The sequence below is a fragment of the Streptomyces sp. NPDC020996 genome, from assembly GCF_040641355.1.
GTDB lineage: Bacteria > Actinomycetota > Actinomycetes > Streptomycetales > Streptomycetaceae > Streptomyces.
Window position 1 is genome coordinate 1 of the sequence record NZ_JBFADM010000093.1, and the last position, 24,661, is coordinate 24,661.

A 24,661-nucleotide genomic window follows, 5' to 3' on the forward strand; every position below is an offset into this window, starting at 1 on the left:
CGCTGTCGCCGCGCCCGGCCGCCGTCGTGCCCGGTCGTCGTCGGCGTTCCGGTTGTCCAGCCACTCGTCGTCCGGCGCGTTGTCCGACCACAGGTAGTGGGAGACGATGCCGCCGTAGGCGGATCATGCCGGAGACACGGCGTCCCGCACGCCCTCCCCAGCGGGGGTGACCCCGGCGGCGTTGTCGTCGGGGGCGCCCGCACGCTCGGCTGCGCTCGCGCGGGGGACCCCCATCGCGTCGACGCTCTCCTCCGCCGTGCAGCTGGACGCACCGGACCCCGCTCACCCGGGCTGCAAGGCCCCGCCGGTTTCCTCCGGCTCGATCCGCCGGACGGGCGCTACGCGCGGAAGTCGGCCGGGCGTTCCGGGGACGCTTCCGCCAGGCCCTTGGTGACCTCCTCGACGCCCGCCCGCAGGCCGTACACCGGCGTGCCGGGCTGCTGGCGCCAGGAGTCGTCCAGGCCGCCCGCGTCGACGGTGTCGAAGCCGAGTTCGTCGATCAGCGCCCTGACCTTCCGCTTGGCCGCCTCGTCGTCGCCCGCGACCGGGAGCGCCATGCGGTCCGGGTCGCCGGCCGGGAGGGGCCGGTCGAGGATGTCCTGGGCGTAGGTGCCGTTGAACGCCTTGATCACCGGGTGTCCGAGGTGGCGTTCGGTCCAGCGGCTCTCGGTGACGCCGTCGTCCACGATCTCCGCGATCCTGCCGTCGCGCTGCGGGTAGTAGTTGCCGGTGTCGATCACGGCGACGCCGTCCGCGGCCTCGTCGAACAGGCCGGACGGCAGGTCCGGGATGGCCTTGAGGGGGATCGTCACGACGACGATCTGGGCCCCGCGCGCCGCCTCCTCGACGCGCACGGGCGTCGCGCCGGTCTCCTCGGCCAGCGCGGTGAGCGTGTGCGGTCCGCGGGAGTTGGCGACGGAGACGTCGTGCCCGAGTGCGGTGAGCCGCCGGGTGAGGTTGCCGCCGATGTTGCCCGCGCCGATGATGCCGATCTTCATGCCGGTCGCCCTTCCGGGGGTGGTGTCGTGCCCGTGAGCACCACCAACCCTCCCGGAGCGACGGCTATTCCGCACGCCGGGCCGGACGGACGGCCAGCCGGACGGACGGACGGGTACGACGAAGGGGCCGGTCACCGTCGCGGCGGCGAGCCGGCCCCTTTCGCGTCCGCGCTCACGTCACTTGTTCAGGTACGTCCAGAACTCGTCGAACGACAGGACCTTGTCGCCGTTGAGGTCACGGGTCTTGATGATCGCCTCGGCGACCGACTCGGTGACGTTCCAGTCGCCCCCCTGGGCGAGCGCGGTCTTCAGCTCGGCGGCGGTGATGAACCCGTCGCCGTCGCTGTCGATCCGCTGGAACTCCTTGCGCGCCTCTTCGATGTCCGCCACCGATCCACCCCTCTTGTTACGTTTCTCGTGTCTTCCGGCGTTCTGCCGCAGGTCAGACTAACGGGCGCGGTGAGTGCGCGGTGCGGGGACCACCCGGGAGCGGGCGGAGACTGGAGGAGCGGTCGATGGCGGAGACGTTGCGGGACATGCTGGACGCGGCGGCGCGGGGTGTCTTCCCGCCGGCGGACGGCCGGACGACGGTCCTGCCGCAGCCCTCGCCCCGCGACGCCGGGGTCATCGCCTTCACCGCGCACTCCGTGGTCTTCACGGACGAGGACCCGCGGTGGGTGCGCCGGGCCCTGCGGGAGACCGACTGCGACGCGCTCGCCGCGACGATGAACGCCCGCTTCCTGACCGCGTTCATGGACCGCACGGGCCGCACGGCGGACACGGTCGACGTGCTGACGGTGGGCTCCGCCCTGCCGGGCGGGCCGCCGCTCGCGCTCACCGAGATCGCCGACCCGGACCATCCGCGGGTGGTGACCTCCCGCCGCAGGCGCGACGGCGTCCGGGTGTGGGCGGCGGACGGGGGCGTGCTCGTGCTGGGGCGTGGGGTCGCGGGGCGGCTGGAGGCAGCCGTGGAGGTGGACGAGGGCGTACGGCACCGCGGGCTGGGGCGCGCCCTGGCGACGGCGGCCCGGCAGCTGGGCGGGGGTGAGCCGGTGTGGGCGCAGGTCGCGGCGGGGAACGCCCGCTCGCTGCGGGCGTTCCAGGCGGCCGGCTACCGTCCCGTGGGCTCGGAGGCGCTGCTGCGGTGATCCGGGGCCGTGCTCCGCCGCCGTGATCCGCCGCCGTGCTCCGCCGCCGTGATCCGCCGCCGTGATCGGCAGTCTTGACCGGCAGCCTTGATCCGCGGCCGTGATCCGCGGCCGGGTCAGCGGAAGATGCCGGTGTGGCCGAGCGAGTAGCGGCCCGGCTGCGGGTACACGGCGAGGCCGTGCGGGCCGCTGCCGACCTTGACGCGGGCCAGCAGGTGGCCGGTGCGGGTGTCGATGGCGTACACCTCGGAGTGGTAGCGGCCGGACAGCCACAGGACCTTGCCGTCGGCGGAGACACCGCCCATGTCGGGGCTGCCGCCGTCCGGCAGGTGCCACTTCCTGGTGACCCGCTGCTGCCGGAAGTCGAAGACGGAGACGGAGCCCTCGCCGCGGTTGGAGATGTACATCTCGCGCGAGTCACGGCTGACGTACAGGCCGTGGCAGCCCTTGCCGGTGGGCAGGAAGGCCGGCGTCGTGAACTTGTCGCCGTCGAGGACCCACATGCCGTCGGTGGTCATGTCGGCGATGTAGAACTTCTTGCCGTCCGGCGAGACCTTGACGTCCTGCGGCATCGCGCCGTGGTGCGGGAGCCGCTGCTGCCCGGTCACCTTCATCTTCGCCGTGTCGACCTTCAGCAGTTCGCCGCTGAACTCGCAGGAGACGATGAAGTAGCGGCCGTCGAGGGAGAAGTCGGCGTGGTTGACGCCGTAGCAGCTGACCGGGACGGTCTTGACGCGTTTCATGGTGTGCGCGTCGCGGAAGACCAGTTCGCGGTCGAGGGAGGCCATGACGACGGCGTAGCGGCCGTCGGGGGTGAAGTAGAGGTTGTACGGGTCGTGCACGTCGACCGTGCGGCCGGCCTTTCCGGTTCTCGGGTCGATCGGGGTGAGGGTGTTGCCCTTGTCGTTGTTGACCCACAGCGTCTTCAGGTCCCAGGACGGCACGACGTGCTGGGGCTGGGCGCCGACCGGGATCGTCTCGATCACCCGGTAGGTCTTCGGGTCGATGACGGAGACGGTGTCGGAGTTGGTGTTGGGGACGTAGACGCGGGACGGGAAGTCCCGGACCACCGGGGAGAGCCGGTTCGGGCGGTCGGCCGCGTACACGTCGTGCGGGTCGAGGACGGGCGGCATGCCGGGCAGGCCCTGGACCGCCGCCGCCTTCGGCGGGGCGGGCCGGACGGCGGCGCTGCTGTGGGCGGCGTCCTCGGCACGGGGGCGGGCGGGGCCGCCGCAGGCGGCGAGGGCGGCGAGCGCGGCGGCGGCGAGGAGGGCGCGCCGGGCGAGAGTGCGCTGGGCGAGGGTGCGCTGGGCGAGGGTGCGGTGCATCAGCTGAACAGCTCCGTGGTGGTCACCGCGGCCAGACCGCGGTGGTCGAGTTCGTCCAGTAGGGCGGGGAGCGCGGCGACGGTGTCCGGGTGGCCGAAGTGCAGGCTCATCACGGATCCGTTGCGGATCTCGCCGAGGACCTTGCGGGTGACGGCGTCGGGTCCGGGCCGGGTGTAGTCCAGGGAGTCGACGTCGTACGACAGCACGTGCGGGTAACCCGCCTCGCGGGCCAGGCGCTGGACGAGCGGGGAGGCGCGGGGCGCGCGCGAGGGACGGAACCAGGTGCCGATGGAGCCGGTGAGGCGCCTGAGCCGGTCGGCGCAGGCGGTGATCTCGGCGCGGGCGTCGGCCTGCGTCATGGTGTTGACGGCCAGGTGGCGCTGGGTGTGGTTGCCGAGGTCGTGGCCGCCGTCGAGGATGCGGCGGGCGAGTGAGGGGTGTTCGTCGAGCCAGCTGCCGACGGCGAGGACGGTGACGCGGGCGCCGTGCCGCTCGGCCTCGGTGAGCAGGGCGCGGGCGAGGGCGGGGTCGCCCTGGCCGTGGAAGGTGAGGGCGACGCGGGGTCGGGTGCGGGGGCCGTGGGTGAGCTGGGCGGGCCGGCCGGGGTAGTGACGCGGGCCGACGGCCGGGGGGCGGGTGGAGCGGCGGGCTGTGGGGGCGGCGGCGGTGGGGGCGGCAGTGGTGGGGGCGGGGTGGGCGGCTGCGCCGGCGGAGCATCCGGCGGCGAGCACGCCACCGGCGACGAGCCCGGCGCCGGTCCGCAGCGCGGTGCGACGATCGGTCGTGGTCACCGCACCATTTAAGGCGGATCGGAGCTGAAAACCGCTGATTAGTCCGATTGGCGTCCGGTGCGGGTCGCACCGGGGATCACCGGTCCGTCACCCTCATCTCGAACCACGTCGTCTTGCCCCGCGGCAGCAGGTCGACGCCCCAGCGGTCGGAGAGCTTGTCGACGAGGAACAGGCCCCGGCCGCTGATGTCCATCTCCTGGACGGGCAGGAGACAGGGCAGGCCGCGGGACGGGTCGCGGACCTCGATGCGGATCCAGCCCCGGCGGCGGCGCATCCGCAGGCCGAAGACGCGGGCGCCGGTGTGGCGCACGGCGTTGCCGACGAGTTCGGAGACGAGCAGGACGGCGTCCTCCGCCATCCGGGCGGTCAGGCCCCAGTGGCGCAGGACCACGACCTGGGCGAGGCGGCGGGCGGTCGCCGCGGACTCCGGGCGGGACGGCAGCGGGACCTCCGCGTCGGTCGGATCGCCGTACAGCTCCAGCGCCTTGAGTCCCTGTTCGTCCTCCACCGCAGGCGACCACCGCCCTGTGGTCGCACGGCCTGGTCCCCGCGGCTGTTCGATGCCCTCCAGCCCCGCCATGGCCCCATGATGGCCGTCCGCAACGCCCCCCGGGGCCGTTCCCGAGGAATACACCCCCGGGAATGAATCGTCCCGAGCAGGTCCTCCGACCTGTGCCGCAGACGGTTCGGAACCGCCCGCAGCCGGTCCGGCCTGCGGTGACTGCTCACCTGGAGACAATCGTCGGTCCCCCTCGACAAGGCAGGCTTAAGGGTGCGTTAAGGCTCCCATAACCCGTCCCGCCGAGGGGCCCGGATGAGACATCCCGTCAATTGCAAGTGTCTGTGGGCGGTTTCACAGGATCTGCCCACAGGTCAGCCGTCCCGGCGGCCTCAGAGGAACTTGGCCTTGCCCGGCCCCTCCTCCACGAAGCTGCGCATCCCGCGCTCGCGGTCCTCGGTGGCGAACAGGCCCGCGAACCAGTTCCGTTCGACCGCGAGCCCGGTCTCGATGTCCGTCTCCAGTCCGGTGTCGACCGACTCCTTGGCGGCGCGCAGCGCGAGCGCCGGCCCCTGCGCGAGCTTCGCGGCCCACGCGTGCGCCTCGGTGTAGACGTCGGCGGCCGGCACGACGCGGTCCACCAGACCCAGCGTCAGCGCCTCGTCCGCCTTGACCATGCGGCCGGTGAAGATCAGGTCCTTGGCCTTGGAGGGGCCGATCAGACGGGCCAGGCGCTGGGTGCCGCCCGCACCCGGGATCAGGCCGAGCAGGATCTCCGGCTGACCGAGCTTGGCGTTGTCGGCGGCGATCCGGTAGTCGGCGCACAGGGCGAGTTCGCAGCCGCCGCCCAGCGCGTATCCGGTCACGGCCGCCACCACCGGCTTGGGGATGCGGGCCACCGCCGTGAACGACTCCTGCAGGGCGCGGGAGCGCAGGACCATCGCGGTGTGGTCCATGGCCTGCATCTCCTTGATGTCCGCGCCGGCGGCGAACACCTTCTCCCCGCCGTAGAGCACCACGGCGCGCACGTCGTCCCTGCGGGACGCCTCCTCGGCGAGCTCCTTCAGCCGGTCCTGCGTGGCGACGTCCAGCGCGTTCATCGGGGGGCGGTCCAGGCGCAGGGTGCCGACGCCCTCGGCGACTTCGAGATTCACGGTCATGCAGGCAGGTTAACGGGCACTAACGGCACGCGCCTCGGTGCGGTCGGTCACACCGCGCAACACGGCATCAGCACCAGCGCCGGCACCCGTGCGGGCGTCGGCACCGACGACAACGGCCCCGGTGCCGTGTCTCGCACCGGGGCCGTGGGTCGGGGGACGCCTACTGCGTCCACTTCTCCCAGGACATGTTCCAGCCGTTCAGGCCGTTGTCGGGGGCGACCGTGTCGTCGTCGGAGTTCTTCACGACGACCACGTCGCCGATGATCGAGTGGTCGAAGAACCACCCGGCCGGCAGCTTGCGGTCGTAGCCGCCGCGCACGTCCTGCAGGCCGACGCAGCCGTGGCTGGCGTTGTAGTTGCCGAAGGCGCCGGAGGCCCAGTAGTTGCCGTGCACGAAGGTGCCGGAGGTGGTCAGCCGCATCGCGTCGGGCACGTCCGCGATGTCGTACTCGCCGCCGTAGCCGACCGTGTCGCCGTTCATGCGGGTCACCCGGAGCTTCTCGCTGATGACCATCTGGCCGTTCCAGGTGTCGTAGCCGGGCTTGCCGGTGGTGACCGGGATGGTCTTGACGACCTTGCCGTCCTGCGTGACCTTCATGGTGTGCTTCTTGGCGTCGACCACGGAGACCTGGTTGCGGCCGATGGTGAAGGAGACCGTCTTGGCCTGGCTGCCGTAGACGCCCGGCCGGCCCTCGACGCCGTCGAGGTTGAGCCGGACGGTGACCTTGGTGCCCTCCGCCCAGTACTTCTCGGGACGGAAGTCGAGGCGGTCGTTGCCGAACCAGTGGCCCTGGACGTCCACGGCCGGCTCGGTCTTGATGCTGATGGCCTTCTCGACGTCCTCCGGGTGCGTGATGCCCCGGGTGAAGCGGACGGAGAACGGCATCCCGACGCCGACGGTGGAGCCGTCCTCGGGAGTGAAGTAGCCGACGAAGGTGTTGGGCGGCGTCAGCGTGGTGAAGCTGGAGTCCTCGGCGGCCTCGCGCCCCGCGGAGTCCTTGGCGACCGCGTGCACGGTGTACTTGGTGGACGCGGCCAGGTGTGTCGACGGCGTCCAGGCCGTGCCGCCGGCGGACAACTTGCCGGGTATCTCGGTGCCCTTGGAGTCCTTGACCTGGACCTGGGTCAGCTTGCCCTTGCCGACGCTGACCTTGAGGGCGCCGCTGGTGTCGACGGACTTCGCGCCGTCCTTGGGGGCGATGGACACCACGGCCTCGGACTGCTTGCTCACGGCCTGGCCGGAGTTCTTGCCCTGCGCGTCACCGGATCCGGAGCCGGACCCGGAGCCGGAGTCCGCATTTCCCCCTCCACACGCGGTGACGGTCACCAGCAGCGCCCCGAGTATCAGCGCCGTCAGTCCTTTTCCGCCCCGCCCGCGTGCGTCAACCGACGCCCCCGATATCGGCCGCACGTTCACGTTCTCTCCCCTCGCCGGGCCTGGTCAGGCCCGCACCCCGGCGCGTCCCCCGCGCTCATTGGCGCATATTAACCGTCCAATTTCGGGGTACGAGCGGGCAGAAGGTCACCATTTCGTCGCAACCTCGGGCACGTCCGCGCGGCCCGGACCGGCCCCGTGCCGGCTCACCGGAGCGCGCCGCCCGCTTTCCACTGTTTCCACCCCATGTTCCACCCTCCGAGCCCGTTGTCGGGAGCGACCTTCCTGTCATCGCTGTGGACGACCTCGATGACGTCCCCGACCAGGCTGCGGTCGAAGAACCAGCCCGCGGGGGTGTCCGAGCCGCCGCCCTTGACGTCCCTGAGCCCCACGCACCCGTGGCTGATGTTGACCCGTCCGGGGGCGTCCGGCGCCCAGTAGTTGCCGTGCACGAAGGTGCCGGAGTCGGTCAGGCGCATGGCGTGCGGGACGTCCGGGATGTCGTAGTCGCCGCCGAAGCCGACCGTGCGGCTGTTCATGCGGGTGACCTCGAGCATCTCCATCACCACCATCTTCCCGTTGTAGGTGCGGGACTTGGGGGCGCCCGCCGTGACCGGCACGGTGGCCAGCAGCCTGCCGTCCCGGCGCACCTGCATGATGTGCCTCGCCGCGTCGACCCGGGAGACCTGGCCGCGGCCGACGGTGAAGGAAACCGTCCTGTCCTGCGGTCCGTGGACCCCGGGGGCGTCCTCGACGTCGCGCAGCCGCAGCGAGACGGTGACCTCGGTGCCGGGCTTCCAGTACCGCTCGGGGCGGAAGTCGAGACGGGACCTGCCGAACCAGTGCGGCCGGACCTCGACGGCCGGGCGGGCGGTCACTCTGACGGCCCGTTCGACCGCGGCGCGGTCGGTCACGTCGCGGTTGAAGGCGAGCGACACGATCATCCCGGTGCCGACGGTGGAGCGGTTCTCCGGGGTGACGTGGGCGACGAGGCGCTCGTCGGGGACGTCCGTGGTGAAGGTGACGTGGCGGGCCGAGCGGCGCCCGTGGCCGTCCAGGGCCACCGCGTCGACCGTGTAGCGGGCGGCCGGCGCGAGGCGGCCGGCGGCCGGCTCCCAGCGCAGGCCGTCGTCGGAGATGCGTCCGGCCACCTCCGACACCCGCGCGTCCTGGAACTTGACGACCCTCACCGACTCCAGCCGCCCGCTCTCCACCCGCACCAGCAGCCGTGCGCCGGGCCGCACGCCCTTGCTGCCGTCGTCCGGCGAGATCCGGATGGCCTCCGCGCGCGCCCCGGCCGCGCCGGACACCCCGTCCGTGCCGCTCACGCCGCCGGAGGTGCAGCCGGCCAGCAGCGCCGCCCATGTCAGTACGGCCGCCGATGCGGCCCCCGCGCGCCGCGCGCGCCCGTGTACGTGCCTCACGCGCTGCCCAACGACGGGCCCGCCCTGGGGAAACGTGAGTGCGAGCCACGGTCTGGGCAGAACAGTGGGGAGGACGACGCGAGGGGGTGTGGCGGCCGCCGCTGAGCCGCAGCGGCGCGCCACGGGGACGCCGGGGCCGGATGCCGCCGCCGCACGCCCTTCCGGGTGTCGTTCCACGAGCCGTGGGAGGCTGACAGGTGTCCAGCGCAGCCGAGCAGGAGGCGGTGGCCGGGGAACGCGCCGGCGGGGAGGCGCGTCCGGCCGTCGTGATCGACGGCGTGCGGCGGCCGGTGCCGGGCGTGCCGGTGTGGCCGGGCGCGCCGATGCCGCTGGGGGCCCGGTTCCTGGTCGGGCCGGAGGGGGTGGCGGGCACCAACTTCGCGCTGTGGGCGGGCGGGGCGGAGGCGGTGGAGCTGTGCCTGTTCGACGACCGCGGCAAGGAGAGCCGGGTCCGTCTGACCGAGCTGACGCACGAGATCTGGCACGGCTTCGTGCCGGGCGTCATGCCCGGGCAGCGGTACGGCTACCGGGTGCACGGCCGCTGGGACCCGTGGACCGGCGCCCGCTGGAACCCGGCGAAGCTGCTCCTCGACCCGTACGCCCGCGCGGTGGACGGCGACTTCACGCTGCCGGCCGAGGTGTACGGGCATGTGCGCGACTGGCCCGAGCAGCACGTCGCGGACACCGTGCGCGACGACCGGGACTCGGCGCCGTACGTCCCCAAGGGCGTCGTCGTGCACGATGACGACGACTGGTCGGACGACCATCGGCCGCGGACGCCGTGGGCGGACTCGGTGATCTACGAGGTGCACGTGCGCGGCTTCACCAAGCTGCACCCGGGCATCCCGGAGGAACTGCGCGGCACCTACGCGGGCCTCGCGCACCCGGCGGCCGTCGAGCACCTGGTGAGGCTCGGCGTGACGGCCGTGGAGCTGCTGCCGGTGCACCAGTTCGCGCACGAGGACCACCTGCTGCGGCGCGGCCTGCGCAACTACTGGGGCTACAACTCCATCGGCTACTTCGCCCCGCACGCCGGGTACGCCGCCTCCGGCACCACCGGCCGGCAGGTGGGCGAGTTCAAGCGGATGGTGCGCGCCCTGCACGCGGCCGGCATCGAGGTGATCCTCGACGTGGTCTACAACCACACCGCCGAGGCGGGCGAGTACGGCCCCACGCTGTCACTCAAGGGCATCGACAACCGCGGCTACTACCGCCTCCAGCCGGACGCCCGGCGCTACGCCGACTACACCGGCTGCGGCAACACCCTGCACGTGGTCCAGCCGCACGTGCTGCGTCTGATCACCGACTCGCTGCGCTACTGGGTGACCGAGATGGGCGTGGACGGCTTCCGCTTCGACCTGGCGGCCGCGCTGGCCCGCTCCATGCACGACGTCGACATGCTCTCGCCGTTCCTCGCCGTCATCGCGCAGGACCCGGTGCTGCGGCGGGTGAAGCTGATCGCCGAGCCGTGGGACGTCGGCTCCGGCGGCTACCAGGTGGGCGCGTTCCCGCCGCTGTGGACGGAGTGGAACGACCGGTACCGGGGCGCCGTGCGGGACTTCTGGCGCGGCGCCCTGCCGGACGTGCGGGACCTCGGCTACCGGCTGTCGGGCTCCAGCGACCTGTACGCCTGGGGCGGCCGCAGGCCGTACGCGTCGGTCAACTTCGTCACCGCGCACGACGGTTTCACCCTGCGGGACCTGGTGTCGTACGAGCGCAAGCACAACGAGGCGAACGGTGAGGGCAACCGGGACGGCACCGACGACAACCGGTCGTGGAACTGCGGCGCGGAGGGCGAGACCGACGACGAGGGGATACGGGCGCTGCGGCGGCGGCAGCTGCGCAACCTGCTGACCACGCTGCTGCTGTCGACGGGCGTGCCGATGCTGGTCGCGGGCGACGAGCTGGGGCGCACCCAGCGCGGCAACAACAACGCCTACTGCCAGGACGACGACACCAGCTGGGTCGACTGGGGGCTGCTGGAGGATCCGGGCTGGCGGGCGCTGTGCGAGCTGACCTCCCGGCTGATCGGGCTGCGCCACCGGCATCCGGTGCTGCGCCGCCGGGCGTTCTTCTCCGGCCGCGCCCACTCCGCGGACGGTCTGCGCGACCTGGCCTGGTTCACCTCGCGGGGCACGGAGATGACGGAAGGGGACTGGTACGCGCCCGCCGCCACGCTCGGCATGTACCTCTCCGGGCGGGACATCCCGGGCCGGGACGAGCGGGGCGCGCCGATCGTCGACGACAGCTTCCTCGCCGTGCTGCACGCCGGGGGCGACCCGGTGAGCTTCGTACTGCCGGGCCCGCCGTGGGCGGAGCGGTACCAGGTGGTCGTCGACACCTCGCTGGAGGAGCAGGCGGGAACGCCGGGCGTGACCCATTCGGCGGGCACGGCGATCACGGTGCCGGAGCGGTCGGTGCTGCTGCTGCGGGTGGCGTGACGGCCGCACCGGCAGCCGCGTACGACCGCTCGAACACACAGGTCGTAGGACCCGCGGCGGACCCCGGTCCGGCCAAAACTCGGTGGGCGTCGTCAGTGGCGATCCGTAGGCTCACTGCTGATGCCCACTACACCTGCCACCCCAGCGGACCGGTCCGCCGTCCGAAGCCTGCTGCGCCTGTGGCCGTACGTACGGCCCGTGCGGGTGAGGCTGTTCACCGCCGCGTTCGTCGCGGTGCTCGCCTCCTGCACCGGGCTGGTGATCCCGCTGGTGCTGAAATGGCTGGTGGACGGGCCGGTCGCCGACCGGGACCCGGCCGGGGTGTGGCTCGGCGCGCTGTACGTGCTGCTGCTCGGGGTGGCGGAGGCGCTGCTGTTCGGGATGCGGCGCTGGCTGGTGGCGCGGCCGCTGTCGCACGTCGAGGCGGAGATGCGGGCGGACCTGTACCGGCATCTGCAGCGGCTGCCGGTGGCCTTCCACGACCGGTGGCCGTCCGGGCAGTTGCTGTCGCGGGGCACCACCGACCTGATGCTGCTGCGCATGTTCCTCGCCTTTCCGCTGACGTTCCTGCTGGTCAACGGGGTGACGATCGTCGTCGGCGTGACCATCATGCTGCTGCAGGACTGGACGCTGGGCCTGGTGATCCTGGGGCCGGCGGTGCCCGTCGTCGTCACCTGCGTGATCTTCGAGAAGCGGTACTCCGACGCGGCGCGGCTCGCGCAGGACCAGGTCGGCGACCTGACGACGGTCGTCGAGGAGAGCGTGCTCGGCATCCGGATCGTCAAGGGGTTCGGACGCCACCGCAGCCAGGCGCGGGCGTTCCGGGAGCTGTCGCGCACGCTGCGCGGGACGGAGCTGCGCAAGGCCCGGCTGCTCGCCACCATCTGGGGCGTCATCGTGACCCTGCCGGAGGTGGCGATCGGGGCGGCCCTGGTGCTGGGGTGCGTGCAGGTGGCCGACGGCGGCCTGTCCGCGGGCACGCTGGTCGCCTTCCTGTCCACGGCGCTCGCCCTGCGGTGGCCGGTGGACTCCATCGGCTTCCTGCTGGCGATGAGCCAGGAGGCGGCCACCGCCACGGAGCGGTACTTCGAGGTGCGGGACGCCGAACCGGAGCCGGACGCGGTCGCCGCCGCGGCCGTCCGCCCCGACGGCGACGGCACGGCCCGCGCGGACGACAGCGGACTGCGCTTCCACGGCGTGCGGTTCCGCTACCCCGACGCGCCCGACGGCTCCCCGCCCGTCCTGGACCGGGTCGACCTGCACATCCGTCCCGGCGAGTCGATGGCGCTGGTCGGGGCCACCGGCAGCGGGAAGACCACGCTCACCGCGCTCGTCCCCCGGCTGCACGAGGTGACGGAGGGCCGGATCACCCTCGACGGCGTGGACATCGCCGCGATGCCCCGTGAGCGGCTGCGCTCCCTGGTCGCCGTCGCCTTCGAGGAGCCCACCCTGTTCTCCGCGAGCGTGGCGGAGAACGTGCTGATGGGGGCGGGTGACGCGGCCGGCGAGGCGGAGCTGGAGCGGGCGCTGTCGGTCGCCCAGGCCGGCTTCGCGCACGCGCTCCCGCAGGGCACCGGGACCCAGGTCGGCGAGCAGGGCCTGAGCCTGTCCGGCGGGCAGCGGCAGCGGCTGGCGCTGGCCCGGGCGGTCGTCGGCAGGCCCCGGTTCCTGGTCCTGGACGACCCGCTGTCCGCCCTGGACGTGCACACCGAGGCGCTGGTCGAGGCCGCGCTGCGGGACGTCCTGGCGGACACCACCGCCCTGATCGTGGCGCACCGCCCGTCCACCGTGCTGCTCGCCGACCGGGTCGCGCTGCTGTCCGGCGGCCGGGTCGCCGCCGTCGGCACCCACCAGGAACTGCTGCGCACCAACGCCGAGTACGCCCACCTCATGTCCGGCACCGGGGAAGCGGAGGACGAGCGATGACGGCCCCCACCACGACCGTCGCCACGGCGGACGACCAACCGGACGGGCCGGACGGGCCGCCGCCCGGCGCCGCCGCCGGCGACCCCTTCGACCGCGACACCCTGCCCACTCCTCCGGGCGCCACCGCCGCGCTCCTGCGCTCCCTGCTCGCCCCGCTGCGGGCCCGCGTCGCCGTCACCACGCTCCTGCTGCTGCTCCAGCAGGCGGCCGTCCAGGCGGGCCCGCTGCTGGTCGCGTACGCCATCGACAGCGCCGTACCGGCGCTGCGCGGCCACGACCGCGGTCCGCTGGTCGCGGTGGCCGTGGCCTACCTGCTGTGCGCGGTCGCCTCCGGGACCCTGCAGTACGCGTTCATCAACACCTCGGCCCGCGTCAACCAGGACGTGCTGCTCGACCTGCGCGGCCGGATCTTCCGGCACGCGCAGGCGCTCAGCGTCGACTTCCACGAGCGCTACACCTCGGGCCGGCTGATCTCCCGGTCCACGACGGACGTGGAGTCGCTGCGCGAACTGCTCGACGAGGGCCTGCAGGAACTGGTCATGATCGTGCTGTCGTCGGTCTACATCTCGGCGATGCTGCTGTGGCTGGACCTGGGGCTCGGGGCCGTGGCGGTGGCGTCGTTCATGCCGCTGTACGTGCTGGTGCGGGTCTACCGGCGGCGGGCGGGCGAGGTGTACCGGGTGCGCTCCACCGCCATCGCGTCCGTCATCGTGAAGTTCGTCGAGACCATGAACGGCATCCGGCCGGTGCGCGCCTTCCGCCGGGAGGCGGCCAACGACGCCGCCTTCCGCGTGCTCAACCGGCGTCACGAACGCACCAACGGCGACGCGCTGCTGGAGATGGCCCGCTATGTCGTCGGCTCGCGGCTGATCGCCAACACGGCCGTCGCGCTGATCGTGCTGTGGGGCGCCTACCGGGTGGCGGGCGGCTCGCTGGAACTCGGTGTGCTGGCGGCGGCGGTGCTGTACCTGCGGCGGCTGTACGACCCCATCGACCGGCTCGGCATGTTCCTCAACTCCTGGCAGTCGGCGGCCGCCTCGCTGGAGAAGATCGCCGGGCTGCTCGCGCAGACGCCGAGCGTGCCGGAGCCGTCGGCTCCCGTGCAGCTGCCGCCGCTCGCCGGCGAACACCCGGGACGGGAGGTGGTGTTCGACGGCGTCCGCTTCGGGTACCGCACCGGCGGCGAGGTGCTGCCCCGCTTCGACCTCACCGTCCCGGCCGGGCAGACGGTCGCGGTGGTCGGCTCGACCGGCGCGGGCAAGTCGACGCTGGCCAAGCTGCTCGCCCGGTTCTACGACCCGTCCGGCGGGCGGGTCCTGCTGGACGGCGTCGATCTGCGCGACCTGGCCGTGCCGGAACTGCGGCGCGGGGTGGTGATGGTGACGCAGGAGGCGTTCCTGTTCTCCGGCACGGTCGCCGAGAACATCGCCATCGGGCGCCCGGACGCGAGCCGCGAGCAGATCGAGCGGGCCGCGAAGGCGATCGGCGCGCACGACTTCATCGAGGCGCTGCCCGACGGCTACGACACCGACGTCCGCAAGCGGGGCGGCCGCATCTCCGCGGGTCAGCGTCAACTCGTCGCCTTCGCACGGGCGTTGCTCGCCGACCCGGCGGTGCTCATCCTCGACGAGGCGACCAGCTCGCTCGACATCCCGGGCGAACGGGCGGTGCAGCGCGCGATGGCGACGGTGCTTCAGGGGCGTACCGCGGTGGTCATCGCGCACCGGCTGTCGACCGTCGAGATCGCGGACCGGGTGCTGGTGATGGAGCACGGCCGCATCGTCGAGGACGGCACCCCGGACGAACTCATCGAGGGCACGGGCCGGTTCGCGGACCTGCACCGGGCGTGGCGGGACAGCCTGGCGTGACGGGCCTGGTGTGTTCGGTGACCGCCATGCCGCCGGGGGTGCTCATGCCGCTCGAGCGGGCGCCAGCGGCTGCTCCGTCCAGATGACCTTTCCCCGCGCTGTGTACCGGGTGCCCCACCGCTGGACGAGCTGGGCCACCAGGAACAGCCCGCGGCCGCCCTCGTCGGTGGCCGCCGCCCGGCGCGGGTGCGGAGAGGTGCTGCTGCCGTCGGAGACCTCGCAGATCAGCGTGCGGTCACGCAGCAGACGCAGCGAGACGGGTTCACTGCCGTGGCGGAGCGCGTTGGTCAGCAGTTCGCTGACCGTGAGTTCGGTGGAGAAGAGCAGCTCGTCGAGGCCCCATCGGGCCAGTTGTGCGGTGGCCTCCGCGCGGACCCGCGGGACCTCGGCCGGGTCGGCGGCCAGCTCCCAGGTGGCGACGTGGTCGTCGTCCAGCGTCCGGGTACGGGCGACGAGGAGCGCGACATCGTCGGCGGGGTGGTCCGGAGGCCGGGGCAGCAGGGAGTCCAGCGTCCGGCAGGCGTGCTCGGGCGTTCCCGCGGACCGGGCGAGCACGCCGCGCAGTCTGTCCATCCCGAGGCCGACGTCCCGGTGGCCGAGGTGTTCGATCAGCCCGTCGGTGTAGAGGACGAGCAGGCTGCCCTCGGGGATCTCCAGCTCGGCGGTCTCGAAGGGATGGCCGCTCACGCCCAGCGGTGGCGCGTCGGGCAGGTCCGGATACTCGACGGTGCCGTCGGGCCGTACCAGCGCGGGCGGCGGATGACCGGCCCGCGCCACGGTGCAGCGGCCCGCGACGGGGTCGTAGACGGCGTAGAGACAGCTCGCGCCGGTGATGTCCCCGTCGCCGGTCTCCGCCTGCTCCTGGTCGGCGTCCAGCCGGGCGACGAGGTCGTCGAGCTGGGCGAGGACCTCCTCGGCGGGGAGATCGAGGGCGGAGAAGTTGTGGACCGCGGTGCGCAGCCTGCCCATGGTGGCGGCGGCGTGCAGTCCGTGGCCGACCACGTCCCCGACCACCAGTGCCACCCGTGCGCCGGACAGCGGGATCACGTCGAACCAGTCGCCCCCGGCCCCCGAACGCGCCGGCAGGTAGCGGTGGGACACGTCGACCGCGTGCTGCGCGGGCAGGCCGCGCGGCAGCAGACTGCGCTGGAGCGTCAGCGCCACCTTGTGCTCGCGGGTGAAGCGGCGGGCGTTGTCGATGCTCAGCGCGGCGCGGCCGACCAGTTCCTCGGCGAGCAACAGGTCGTCCTCGGAGAACGGCTCCTGGAGCCGGGAGCGGTAGAAACTGACCACTCCCAGGAGCACGCCCCGGGCCCGCATCGGCACGGTGATCAGCGAGTGGATGCCGGCCTCCAGGATCCGCTCGCCGCGCGCCGGGTCCTGGAGGTGCCAGCCATGGGCCGTCGCGAGTTCCGGTTCCAGGGCCGGCCGCTCGGTCGCCAGGCATCTGGCCTGGGGCGTGGACGGCGCATAGGCGATCAGGTCACCGGCCGCATGGAGCGGGGAGTCCTCGCGCACGCCGGTGAGCGCGACGCGGCGCAGCGCACCGTTCACCCGGACCGGTTCCTCACCGGCCAGCACGGCTTCCGGCACGTCGACGGCGGTGAAGTCGGCGAACCGGGGGATGGCCACCTCGGTCAGTTCCTCGGCGGTCCGTACCACGTCGAGCGTGGTGCCGACGCATGCGGAGGCGTCGTACAGCAGCCCCAGGCGCTGCCGGGCCTGCAGGGCCAGCGTGCCCATCAACGGCTCGCCGACGGCGACCAGCCACTCGTCGGGGCGTCCGTCGCCCCGCTCGGTTCCCGGCCGGGGCTCGGGCTCCGGGGCGGCAGGCAGGGGGCGGGGCGGGAGCCGCCGTGGCGACGGGCGCGTCGCGGGGTGGCTCACGGGCCGGGGGGTGAGATCCGAGGGAGTGCCGCCCGCGTCCGTCAGCACGGCGAGGTCCTGCCGGAGACCGGAGGGAAGAGCCGCCTCGACGGCGATTCCCGTGACGCCGGACGGAGCCGTCACCGGCCGGCTGCGCAGGACGGCCGTGCGTCCGTGGGGCAGCCGCACCTCCACGAGGCCGGTGCGGCCGGAGGAGATCAACTCGGTCGCGGCCGCCTGGAGGAAGAGCCGGTCGTGGCGGTCGAGCAACTCGTCGGGGACGGTGGGCATGCCGCCCGGGCCGCCGTTCCCCGGCGGACGGGCGGCCCAGAACGCCTGGAGCAGGGCCCGCTCGCGGGACGAGACCTGCTCCAGCAGCCGCTGCTCGATGGCACGGGCCGCCTCGAGTGCCGAGGTGAGCATGGCGGGGTGGGTATCGGCCCGCGCGCTGGTCAGGTCGAGTGCGCCGACGACGTGACCGCTCAGCGGGTCGCGCACCGGTGCGCCCGCGCAGACCAGCCCCGTCAGGTCGTCGCCGTAGTGCTCGCGACCGCAGATGAAGACGGGCCGCCGGGTCACCAGGACGGTACCGACGCCGTTGTTGCCGATGACGTCCTCGGGGACGCTGAAGCCCGGTGCGAGCTGCATCGCGTCGAGGCGCCCGAGCAGCGCGTGCTCGCCCGACCTCCGGTCGAGCAACCGGGCGCGTTCGTCGCTGAGGAACACGGTCGTCCGCAGGCCAGACAGCTGGGACTCCAGAGCCTCGAGCACGGGCCGGGCGGCCTCCGCGAGGTTCTGCGCGTCGCCCAGATCCCGCTGGTAGGGGAGATCTCCCCGGGGCCTTTCGGCAAGGCCCTGGGAGCGGCACCTGCGCCAGGCGGCCAGGACCGGATCGCGCACGGACGGCCCCACGGGCTCGCCCGCCCGCAGTTGTTCGTAAGCCCTGCCGAGGGCGACGACGTCGTCCCACTTCATCGACACTTGCGCACATCCTTAGCCGGCCCTCCGTACACCTCAGTCTCTGCCCCGAACAGGGAAAAGCAAGACATATCCCCCTGAGAGGTCTCGTGAGCGATCAAGCCCGGCGCGACGGGCCGGGCGTGACGCGCACGGCGGGCGTCCGGCGCCCTGGCACACCCACCCCAAAAGTCCGTATAGCGAACATGAACATCCGGACAACGAACGGGTTCCGGCCAAGTTCCTGACGCGTCCCTGACGAAAATCGCGACACATCCGCCCCGGGCGACGAACCCGCGGCCAACCCCTCGATGGCCGTCTCCAGCGGCAGCGGCCGGGCGTCATGGAGCCCGTTCACATCACCGCAACATTCATCGAGCCGAAGCTTTTCGGCCAACATCACTTGGGGGTCATGACATGTACGCGTCCTTGATGTCACCCTCTCTCACAACGCCGCACAACTTCACGACAACTCGGCCGGGCGCCCCACCCCGTGCCGATCTCCCCCACTCCAAGGAGCTTGTGTGACCTCCCTCTACGCGCGTCACAAGCGTTCCACCCTTGCCATCGCGACCGCTGTCGCCGCCGGAGCCCTGCTCACCACCGGTCTGACCACCGGCACGGCCGCCGCCCAGACCCCGGCGGAGTCCACTGCCAAGGCCCCGCTCGCCGCCGCCCCCGTCCAGCTCTCCGCGGCCGCGCGCACCTCCCTGATCAAGCAGCAGCAGAAGGCCGCGCCCGAGACCGCGCAGCGCATAGGCCTCGGCGCCAAGGAGAAGCTGGTCGTCAAGGACGTCGTGAAGGACGCCGACGGCGCGGTCCACACCCGCTACGAGCGCACCTACGCCGGCCTGCCGGTGCTCGGCGGCGACCTGGTGGTCCACCAGTCGGCCACCGGCGCCACGAAGGGCGTCACCAAGGCCGTCAAGGCGGCCATCAAGGTGGCCTCCGTCAAGCCGCAGATCACCGCGGCCAAGGCCGAGAAGCAGGCGCTGACCGTCGCGAAGGCCGCGGGCTCCGCGAAGACCTCCGCCGACTCGGCGCGCAAGGTCATCTGGGCCGCCGACGGCAAGCCGACCCTGGCCTACGAGACGGTCGTCGGCGGCCTGCAGGACGACGGCACCCCGAACGAGCTGCACGTCATCACCGACGCCGCCACCGGCAAGAAGCTGTACGAGTACCAGGGCATCGAGACGGGCACCGGCAAGACCCTCTACTCGGGCACCGTCACCCTCAACACCACGCTGTCCGGCTCGACGTACCAGCTGTACGACACCACGCGCGGTGGCCACAAGGTCTACAACAAGGCCCACTCCAGCACCACCAGCACGGGCACCCTGTTCACCGACGCGGACGACGTCTGGGGCACCGGCGCCGCCTCCAGCTCCACCACCGACCAGACCGCCGCCGCCGACGCCGCCTACGGCGCCCAGGTCACCTGGGACTTCTACAAGAACACCTTCGGCCGCAGCGGCATCAAGAACAACGGCGTGGCCGCCTACTCCCGCGTCCACTACGGCAACGCGTACGTCAACGCGTTCTGGGACGACAGCTGCTTCTGCATGACCTACGGCGACGGCTCGGGCAACACCCACCCGCTGACCTCGCTGGACGTGGCCGGCCACGAGATGAGCCACGGTGTCACCTCGAACACCGCGGGCCTCAACTACAGCGGCGAGTCCGGCGGCCTGAACGAGGCCACCTCCGACATCTTCGGCACCGGCGTGGAGTTCTACGCCGCCAACTCCAACGACGTCGGCGACTACCTCATCGGCGAGGAGATCGACATCAACGGGGACGGCTCCCCGCTGCGCTACATGGACAAGCCCAGCAAGGACGGCGCCTCGTCGGACTACTGGTCCTCCACCGTCGGCAGCAAGGACGTCCACTACTCCTCCGGCGTCGCGAACCACTTCTTCTACCTCCTGTCGGAGGGCAGCGGTTCGAAGACCATCAACGGCGTGACCTACAACTCGCCGACGTACAACGGCTCCACGGTCACCGGCATCGGCCGGGCCAAGGCGCTGCAGATCTGGTACAAGGCGCTGACGACGTACATGACGTCGACGACGAAGTACTCCGGCGCCCGCACGGCGACCCTGAGCGCCGCGTCCGCCCTGTACGGCTCCGGCAGCGCCGAGTACAACGCGGTGGCGGCGGCCTGGTCCGCGGTCAACGTCAGCTAGTCCCGGCAGTTCCAGGGTGATCGACGGGCGGTACCCGGGAGTCAGTCGCTCCCGGTACCGCCCTACCCTTGTCTGCTGTGTCTTCTGCGGATCCGAAGGACTTCACCTACGACGACGTCGGCGCGACCCGGCGCGCCGACTTCTGCCCCCCGGGCTTCCACCGTATGCACGTGCGCACCCGCCTCGGCGAGGGCGAGGAGGTCTTCCGCCGGGCGGCACAGGCGGTGCTGACCTGGGAGATGCACCGCTCGATGGGCGTGGGCATCGACGCCGCCGCCGACCGGGCCGCGCCCGGCGTGGACGTCACCGTCACCCTCGCCGGTGTGATCAGGGCGCCGTGCCGCGTGGCGTGGACGGTCGAGGAGCCCCGCCGCGCCGGCTGGGCCTACGGCACGCTGGCCGGGCATCCGGAGTGCGGCGAGGAGTCCTTCGTGGTGGACCGCACCGGCGACGGCACGGTCTGGCTGACGGTCACCGCCTTCAGCCGCCCGGCCAAGTGGTACGCCAAGGCCGGCGGTCCGGCGACCCGGGGCCTGCAGCACGCCTACGCACGGCGGTGCGGGGCCACGCTCAGGAACCTGTGCGCCGACGCGCAGCGCCCCTGACCGTCACACGGGCATCGCCCGCGCGTGCTGGTGCCGAAGGATCCGCGATGCCGGAGCGGACCCGAAGCACTCCGGAGAAGACCTCGGCGGTGCCCACGAACGCGTGGGCGGCCTCGGCGCCGGCACCGGCACCGGCACCGGCACCGGCACCGGCACACCAGATGTCCCGGTCGGGCATGTCGTTCGCACGGAATCTGAAGGTCACGGTCGGCCCAGTCCGAGTAGAGGGAATCCATGATGTGGGTTTCCCGGTGGTAGGGCTGCGTCATGAGGGAGAGCCGGCCCGGCCGCCAGAGATCGTCGTCCTCGCTCAGGCTCAGCTCGCCGTTCCTGCGGAGCAGCCAGACCTGCTCGGACTGGAAATGCAGCACCGCGTCGCCGTCGACGCGCCGCAGCAGGGGCGCGACGAGCCGGATCATGTCGTCCTGCTGATCCGACACCTCGGCTCCCTTGTCCATACGGAACGCCACACTCGGTCCGCGCGGCGCGCCGGCCCGGACGGTGTCACCGCATCAGGACCCCCGCTCCCTCTCCCGTCTCCTCCGACGGCACTGCCAGCAGGCCCAGTTCGGCGCCGGAGGCCAGCAGGCGGTGGGTGGGCAGGATGCGGACGGTGTAGCCGTACGGGCCGGTGCGGTCCAGGGAGAGCGGGCCCTCGTAGATCCAGCGGCCCTCCGGGTCCTGGCTGCCCGCCGGTTTCAGGGGCACCGACGCGGCGTCGGTGATGCGGTCCTGGGAGTCCACCCGGCCCGAGACGGCCTGGACCTCCACGTCGTCCGGGGAGAGCTCGCCGAGGCGCACCCTGACCCGCAGCCCGAGCGTGGTGCCGAGCTGCGCGGTGGCCGTGGCGGCCGACGCCTCCACGTGGTCCACCGCCACCCCGTGCCAGGCGCCCCGCACGCGTGCCTTCCAGGCGGCCAGCTCGCGCGCGGCGTCCGGGGTCATCGCGCGGTGGGCGTGGGCGGCCGGGGTGTAGAGACGGTCGACGTACTCGCGCACCATGCGGCCGGCCAGCACCTTCGGGCCGAGCAGTGTGAGGGTCTGGCGGACCATCTCGATCCAGCGGTCGGGCAGACCGTTCTGCCCGCGCTCGTAGAAACGCGGGGCGACCCGCTGCTCCAGCAGGTCGTACAGCGCGGCGGCCTCTATGTCGTCGCGCCGGTCGGCGTCCATGGCGGCGCCGTCGGCGGTCGGGATCGCCCAGCCGAAGTCGGGCTGGTACCACTCGTCCCACCAGCCGTCCAGCACCGACAGGTTCAGGCAGCCGTTCAGCGCGGCCTTCATCCCGGACGTGCCGCAGGCCTCCAGGGGGCGCAGCGGATTGTTCAGCCAGACGTCGCAGCCGGGATAGAGCTTCTGCGCCATCGCCATGCCGTAGTCGGGCAGGAAGACGATGCGGTGGCGCACCCGCGGGTCGTCGGCGAACCGGACCAGTTCCTGCACCAGCCGCTTGCCGCCGTCGTCCGCCGGGTGCGCCTTGCCCGCGACCACGATCTGGACCGGCCGCTCGGGGTGCAGCAGGAGTTCCGTCAGCCGGTCGCGGTCCCGGAGCATCAGCGTCAGACGCTTGTACGACGGGACCCGGCGCGCGAAACCGATGGTCAGGACGTCCGGGTCGAGCACCCCGTCGATCCAGCCCAGCTCGGCCGTGCCCGCGCCGCGCTGCCGCCAGGAGGCGCGCAGCCGCTCACGCACCTCCTCCACCAGCTGCTCGCGCAGGCTCCGGCGCAGCTCCCACACGTCCTGGTCGGGGATGTCCGCGACCGAGTCCCAGCGGTCCGAGGCGCCGATGGTCAGCGCGTCCTCGGCGCGCTGGGCGCCGATCTGCCGGGCGCCGAGCCGGAAGACCTCCGGGGCGACCCAGGTGGGGGCGTGGACGCCGTTGGTCACGGAGGTGATCGGCACGTCCTCGGGGTCGAACCCCGGCCACAGGCCGGCGAACATCTCCCGGCTGACCTGGCCGTGCAGCAGGGACACGCCGTTGGCGCGCTGGCCCAGGCGCAGCCCCATCACGGCCATGTTGAAGAGGCTGGGCTCGCCGCCGGGGTAGGTCTCCATGCCGAGGGCGAGGATGCGTTCGACGTCGATGCGCGGCAGCTCGGCGTCGGGCGCGAAGTGGCGGGCGACGAGTTCCCGGTCGAAGCGGTCGATGCCGGCCGGGACCGGGGTGTGCGTGGTGAAGACGGTGCCCGCCCGCACCGCCTCCAGCGCCGAGTCGAAGTCCAGCCCCTCGGCGCACAGTTCCGCGATGCGTTCCAGGCCGAGGAAGCCGGCGTGGCCCTCGTTGGTGTGGAAGACCTCCGGCTCGGGGTGGCCGGTGATCCGGCAGTACGCGCGCACCGCCCGCACGCCCCCTATGCCGAGCAGCATCTCCTGCAGCAGCCGGTGCTCGCTGCCGCCGCCGTAGAGCCGGTCGGTGACACCGCGCTCCCCGAGGTCGTTCTCCTCGACGTCGGAGTCCAGCATCAGCAGGGGCACCCGGCCCACCTGGGCCAGCCAGATCCGGGCGTGCAGCCGCTTGCCGCCGGGCAGCGCGAGGGTGACCTGGGCCGGGCGGCCGTCGGCGTCCCCGAGCTGGACGACGGGCAGTTCGTTGGGGTCGAGGACCGGGTACTGCTCCTGCTGCCAGCCGTCCCGGGACAGGCTCTGGCGGAAGTAGCCGTGCCGGTAGAGCAGGCCGACGCCGATGAGCGGCACGCCGAGGTCGCTGGCCGCCTTCAGGTGGTCGCCGGCCAGGATGCCGAGGCCGCCGGAGTACTGGGGCAGGGCCGCCGTGACGCCGAATTCCGGCGAGAAATAGGCCACGGCGGCGGGCAGCGCGCCGGGCTGGGACTGGTACCAGCGGTCGCCGGTCAGGTAGTCGTGGAGGTCGTCGGTGACGGCGGTCAGCCGGCGCAGGAAGCGGCGGTCCCGGGCCAGCTCCGCGAGCCGCGCGGGAGACACGCTCCCCAGCAGCCGCACCGGGTCGCCGCCCGAGGCGGCCCAGCTCTCGGGATCGACCGACTGGAAGAGTTCGCGTGTCTCCGCATGCCAGGACCAGCGCAGGTTCCGCGCGAGATCGCTGAGCGGCAGAAGGGGTTCGGGCAGAACGGGTCGGACGGTGAATCGACGGATCGCCTTCACTGGCCACCTCGGTCGGGCGTGCGGAGGGGGGACGCACGCCGGTGTGCGTCCCGTCGTCAATCCCGACGGTATCCGGGAGAGCGGCTTTGTCACCACGGCACACCCGGCGACACGGTGAACCCTCTCCGTGCGCGGGCATACGCGTGAGTAGTTAACAAAGTGCCGGATTGCCCACTCGCATAGGGTGGGAAGGCTCCTCCGGTACGCCCCTGGATCACCACAGGGACAACACGCAGGACCCACCTCCCCACAGTCATCCGCCCACCAACGTTGACGCGGACAGGAGCGGTCATGCCCGCCACGCACCACTCGTCTCCATCCCCGACGCACAGCGCAGACACAGCCTCTGTACGCCCGCCCGCCGCCGGACCGCCGACCGTGCAGCCACCCCCCGCCCGGGCCGTCTCCGGCGTCGGGCGCATCCCCGTCCTCGACGTCCGCCCGGTCGTCCAGCACGGGTGCAGGCCGGCCAAGGCCGTGACCGGCGAGTCGTTCGAGATCTCGGCGACCGTGTTCCGCGAGGGCCACGACGCGGTCGCCGCGAACGTCGTCCTGGCCGATCCGGAGGGCCGTCCGGGCCCGTGGACGCCGATGCGGGAGCTGGCGCCCGGCACCGACCGCTGGGGCGCCACCGTCACGCCCGGCGCCCCGGGCCGCTGGACCTACCACGTCGAGGCCTGGAGCGACCCGGTCACCACCTGGCGGCACCACGCCCGCATCAAGGTCCCGGCCGGCATCGACACCGGGCTGGTCCTGGAGGAAGGCGGCGAGCTGTACCGGCGGGCGGCCGCCGGGGTGCCCGAGGGGCCGGCGCGCGCCGCGGTGCTGGCGGTCGCGGAGACCCTGGACGACGACTCGCTGCCCGTGGCCACCCGGCTGGCGGCGGCTTTGACGCCGGAGGTGGACGCGGTGCTGGCCCGGCATCCGCTGCGGGAGCTGGTCACCGCCTCCGAACCGCTGGAGCTG

18 protein-coding genes are annotated in these 24,661 nt (G+C 72.7%); 7 read left to right on the forward strand and 11 right to left on the reverse strand.

The features are described 5' to 3' along the window. Positions 1-338: 338 nt before the first annotated feature. Both AB0G63_RS36475 and AB0G63_RS36480 read right to left on the reverse strand, forming a co-directional pair. Positions 339-1,133, reverse strand: a complete 795-nt coding sequence (locus AB0G63_RS36475) for an NAD(P)-binding domain-containing protein (protein ID WP_360759324.1) — start codon at positions 1,131-1,133, stop codon at positions 339-341. Between the two features lie 42 nt (positions 1,134-1,175). After that, complete coding sequence (locus tag AB0G63_RS36480; RefSeq protein ID WP_351892628.1) at positions 1,176-1,388, reverse strand: EF-hand domain-containing protein; 213 nt, start codon at positions 1,386-1,388, stop codon at positions 1,176-1,178. Positions 1,389-1,513: 125 nt separating this feature from the next. On the opposite strand from AB0G63_RS36480, the gene AB0G63_RS36485 reads away from it, so the two are divergent. Then, on the forward strand, positions 1,514-2,146 hold the full coding sequence (locus AB0G63_RS36485; RefSeq protein WP_360759327.1) for a GNAT family N-acetyltransferase: 633 nt from the start codon (positions 1,514-1,516) through the stop codon (positions 2,144-2,146). Positions 2,147-2,262: 116 nt separating this feature from the next. Here the strand turns inward: AB0G63_RS36485 and AB0G63_RS36490 are convergent, their stop codons facing one another. The 6 genes from AB0G63_RS36490 to AB0G63_RS36515 form a co-directional block, all read right to left on the reverse strand. After that, on the reverse strand, positions 2,263-3,474 hold the full coding sequence (locus tag AB0G63_RS36490) for a YncE family protein (protein WP_360759330.1): 1,212 nt from the start codon (positions 3,472-3,474) through the stop codon (positions 2,263-2,265). Continuing rightward, the gene (locus tag AB0G63_RS36495; RefSeq protein ID WP_360759333.1) at positions 3,474-4,265 is read right to left on the reverse strand and encodes a polysaccharide deacetylase family protein; all 792 of its coding nucleotides are present in this window, start codon (positions 4,263-4,265) and stop codon (positions 3,474-3,476) included. Before AB0G63_RS36495 ends, AB0G63_RS36490 begins: the two co-directional genes overlap by 1 nt. Before the next feature lie 76 nt (positions 4,266-4,341). Further along, the gene (locus tag AB0G63_RS36500) at positions 4,342-4,845 is read right to left on the reverse strand and encodes an ATP-binding protein (RefSeq protein ID WP_360759336.1); all 504 of its coding nucleotides are present in this window, start codon (positions 4,843-4,845) and stop codon (positions 4,342-4,344) included. 311 nt (positions 4,846-5,156) lie between these two features. Continuing rightward, positions 5,157-5,924 carry an enoyl-CoA hydratase-related protein gene (locus AB0G63_RS36505; RefSeq protein ID WP_351892614.1) on the reverse strand — a complete coding sequence of 256 codons (768 nt, stop codon included), beginning with the start codon at positions 5,922-5,924 and terminating at the stop codon, positions 5,157-5,159. Positions 5,925-6,084: 160 nt separating this feature from the next. Next, positions 6,085-7,341: an Ig-like domain-containing protein gene (locus AB0G63_RS36510; RefSeq protein WP_360759339.1), complete on the reverse strand. Its 1,257-nt coding sequence runs from the start codon at positions 7,339-7,341 to the stop codon at positions 6,085-6,087. Positions 7,342-7,505: 164 nt separating this feature from the next. Then, positions 7,506-8,723: an Ig-like domain-containing protein gene (locus tag AB0G63_RS36515; protein WP_360759342.1), complete on the reverse strand. Its 1,218-nt coding sequence runs from the start codon at positions 8,721-8,723 to the stop codon at positions 7,506-7,508. A 197-nt stretch (positions 8,724-8,920) separates the two neighbouring features. Here AB0G63_RS36515 and glgX point away from each other — a divergent pair, with 197 nt between their 5' ends. From glgX to AB0G63_RS36530, 3 genes are all read left to right on the forward strand, one after another. Continuing rightward, a complete protein-coding gene (gene glgX, locus AB0G63_RS36520; RefSeq protein WP_360759345.1) occupies positions 8,921-11,164 on the forward strand; it encodes a glycogen debranching protein GlgX in 2,244 nt (747 codons plus the stop codon). A gap of 120 nt (positions 11,165-11,284) precedes the next feature. Then, complete coding sequence (locus AB0G63_RS36525) at positions 11,285-13,090, forward strand: ABC transporter ATP-binding protein (protein WP_360759348.1); 1,806 nt, start codon at positions 11,285-11,287, stop codon at positions 13,088-13,090. Further along, positions 13,087-14,958, forward strand: coding sequence for an ABC transporter ATP-binding protein (locus AB0G63_RS36530; protein ID WP_360759351.1), 1,872 nt, complete (start codon positions 13,087-13,089; stop codon positions 14,956-14,958). Before AB0G63_RS36525 ends, AB0G63_RS36530 begins: the two co-directional genes overlap by 4 nt. A 42-nt stretch (positions 14,959-15,000) precedes the next feature. Here AB0G63_RS36530 and AB0G63_RS36535 read toward each other — a convergent pair whose 3' ends face one another. Further along, positions 15,001-17,799, reverse strand: a complete 2,799-nt coding sequence (locus AB0G63_RS36535; RefSeq protein WP_360759369.1) for a SpoIIE family protein phosphatase — start codon at positions 17,797-17,799, stop codon at positions 15,001-15,003. A gap of 506 nt (positions 17,800-18,305) precedes the next feature. On the opposite strand from AB0G63_RS36535, the gene AB0G63_RS36540 reads away from it, so the two are divergent. Both AB0G63_RS36540 and AB0G63_RS36545 read left to right on the forward strand, forming a co-directional pair. Next, the gene (locus AB0G63_RS36540; RefSeq protein ID WP_360759354.1) at positions 18,306-19,967 is read left to right on the forward strand and encodes a M4 family metallopeptidase; all 1,662 of its coding nucleotides are present in this window, start codon (positions 18,306-18,308) and stop codon (positions 19,965-19,967) included. 77 nt (positions 19,968-20,044) lie between these two features. After that, complete coding sequence (locus AB0G63_RS36545) at positions 20,045-20,572, forward strand: DUF1990 domain-containing protein (RefSeq protein WP_360759357.1); 528 nt, start codon at positions 20,045-20,047, stop codon at positions 20,570-20,572. Here AB0G63_RS36545 and AB0G63_RS36550 read toward each other — a convergent pair. Beyond that, positions 20,512-21,042 carry a SitI3 family protein gene (locus AB0G63_RS36550; RefSeq protein ID WP_360759360.1) on the reverse strand — a complete coding sequence of 177 codons (531 nt, stop codon included), beginning with the start codon at positions 21,040-21,042 and terminating at the stop codon, positions 20,512-20,514. The genes AB0G63_RS36545 and AB0G63_RS36550 overlap by 61 nt on opposite strands. 34 nt (positions 21,043-21,076) lie before the next feature. Continuing rightward, positions 21,077-23,695, reverse strand: a complete 2,619-nt coding sequence (locus AB0G63_RS36555) for a glycosyltransferase family 1 protein (protein WP_360759363.1) — start codon at positions 23,693-23,695, stop codon at positions 21,077-21,079. 291 nt (positions 23,696-23,986) lie between these two features. On the opposite strand from AB0G63_RS36555, the gene AB0G63_RS36560 reads away from it, so the two are divergent. After that, positions 23,987-24,661, forward strand: a 675-nt coding sequence (locus AB0G63_RS36560; RefSeq protein WP_360759366.1) for a maltotransferase domain-containing protein, incomplete at its 3' end; no start/stop codon positions are given.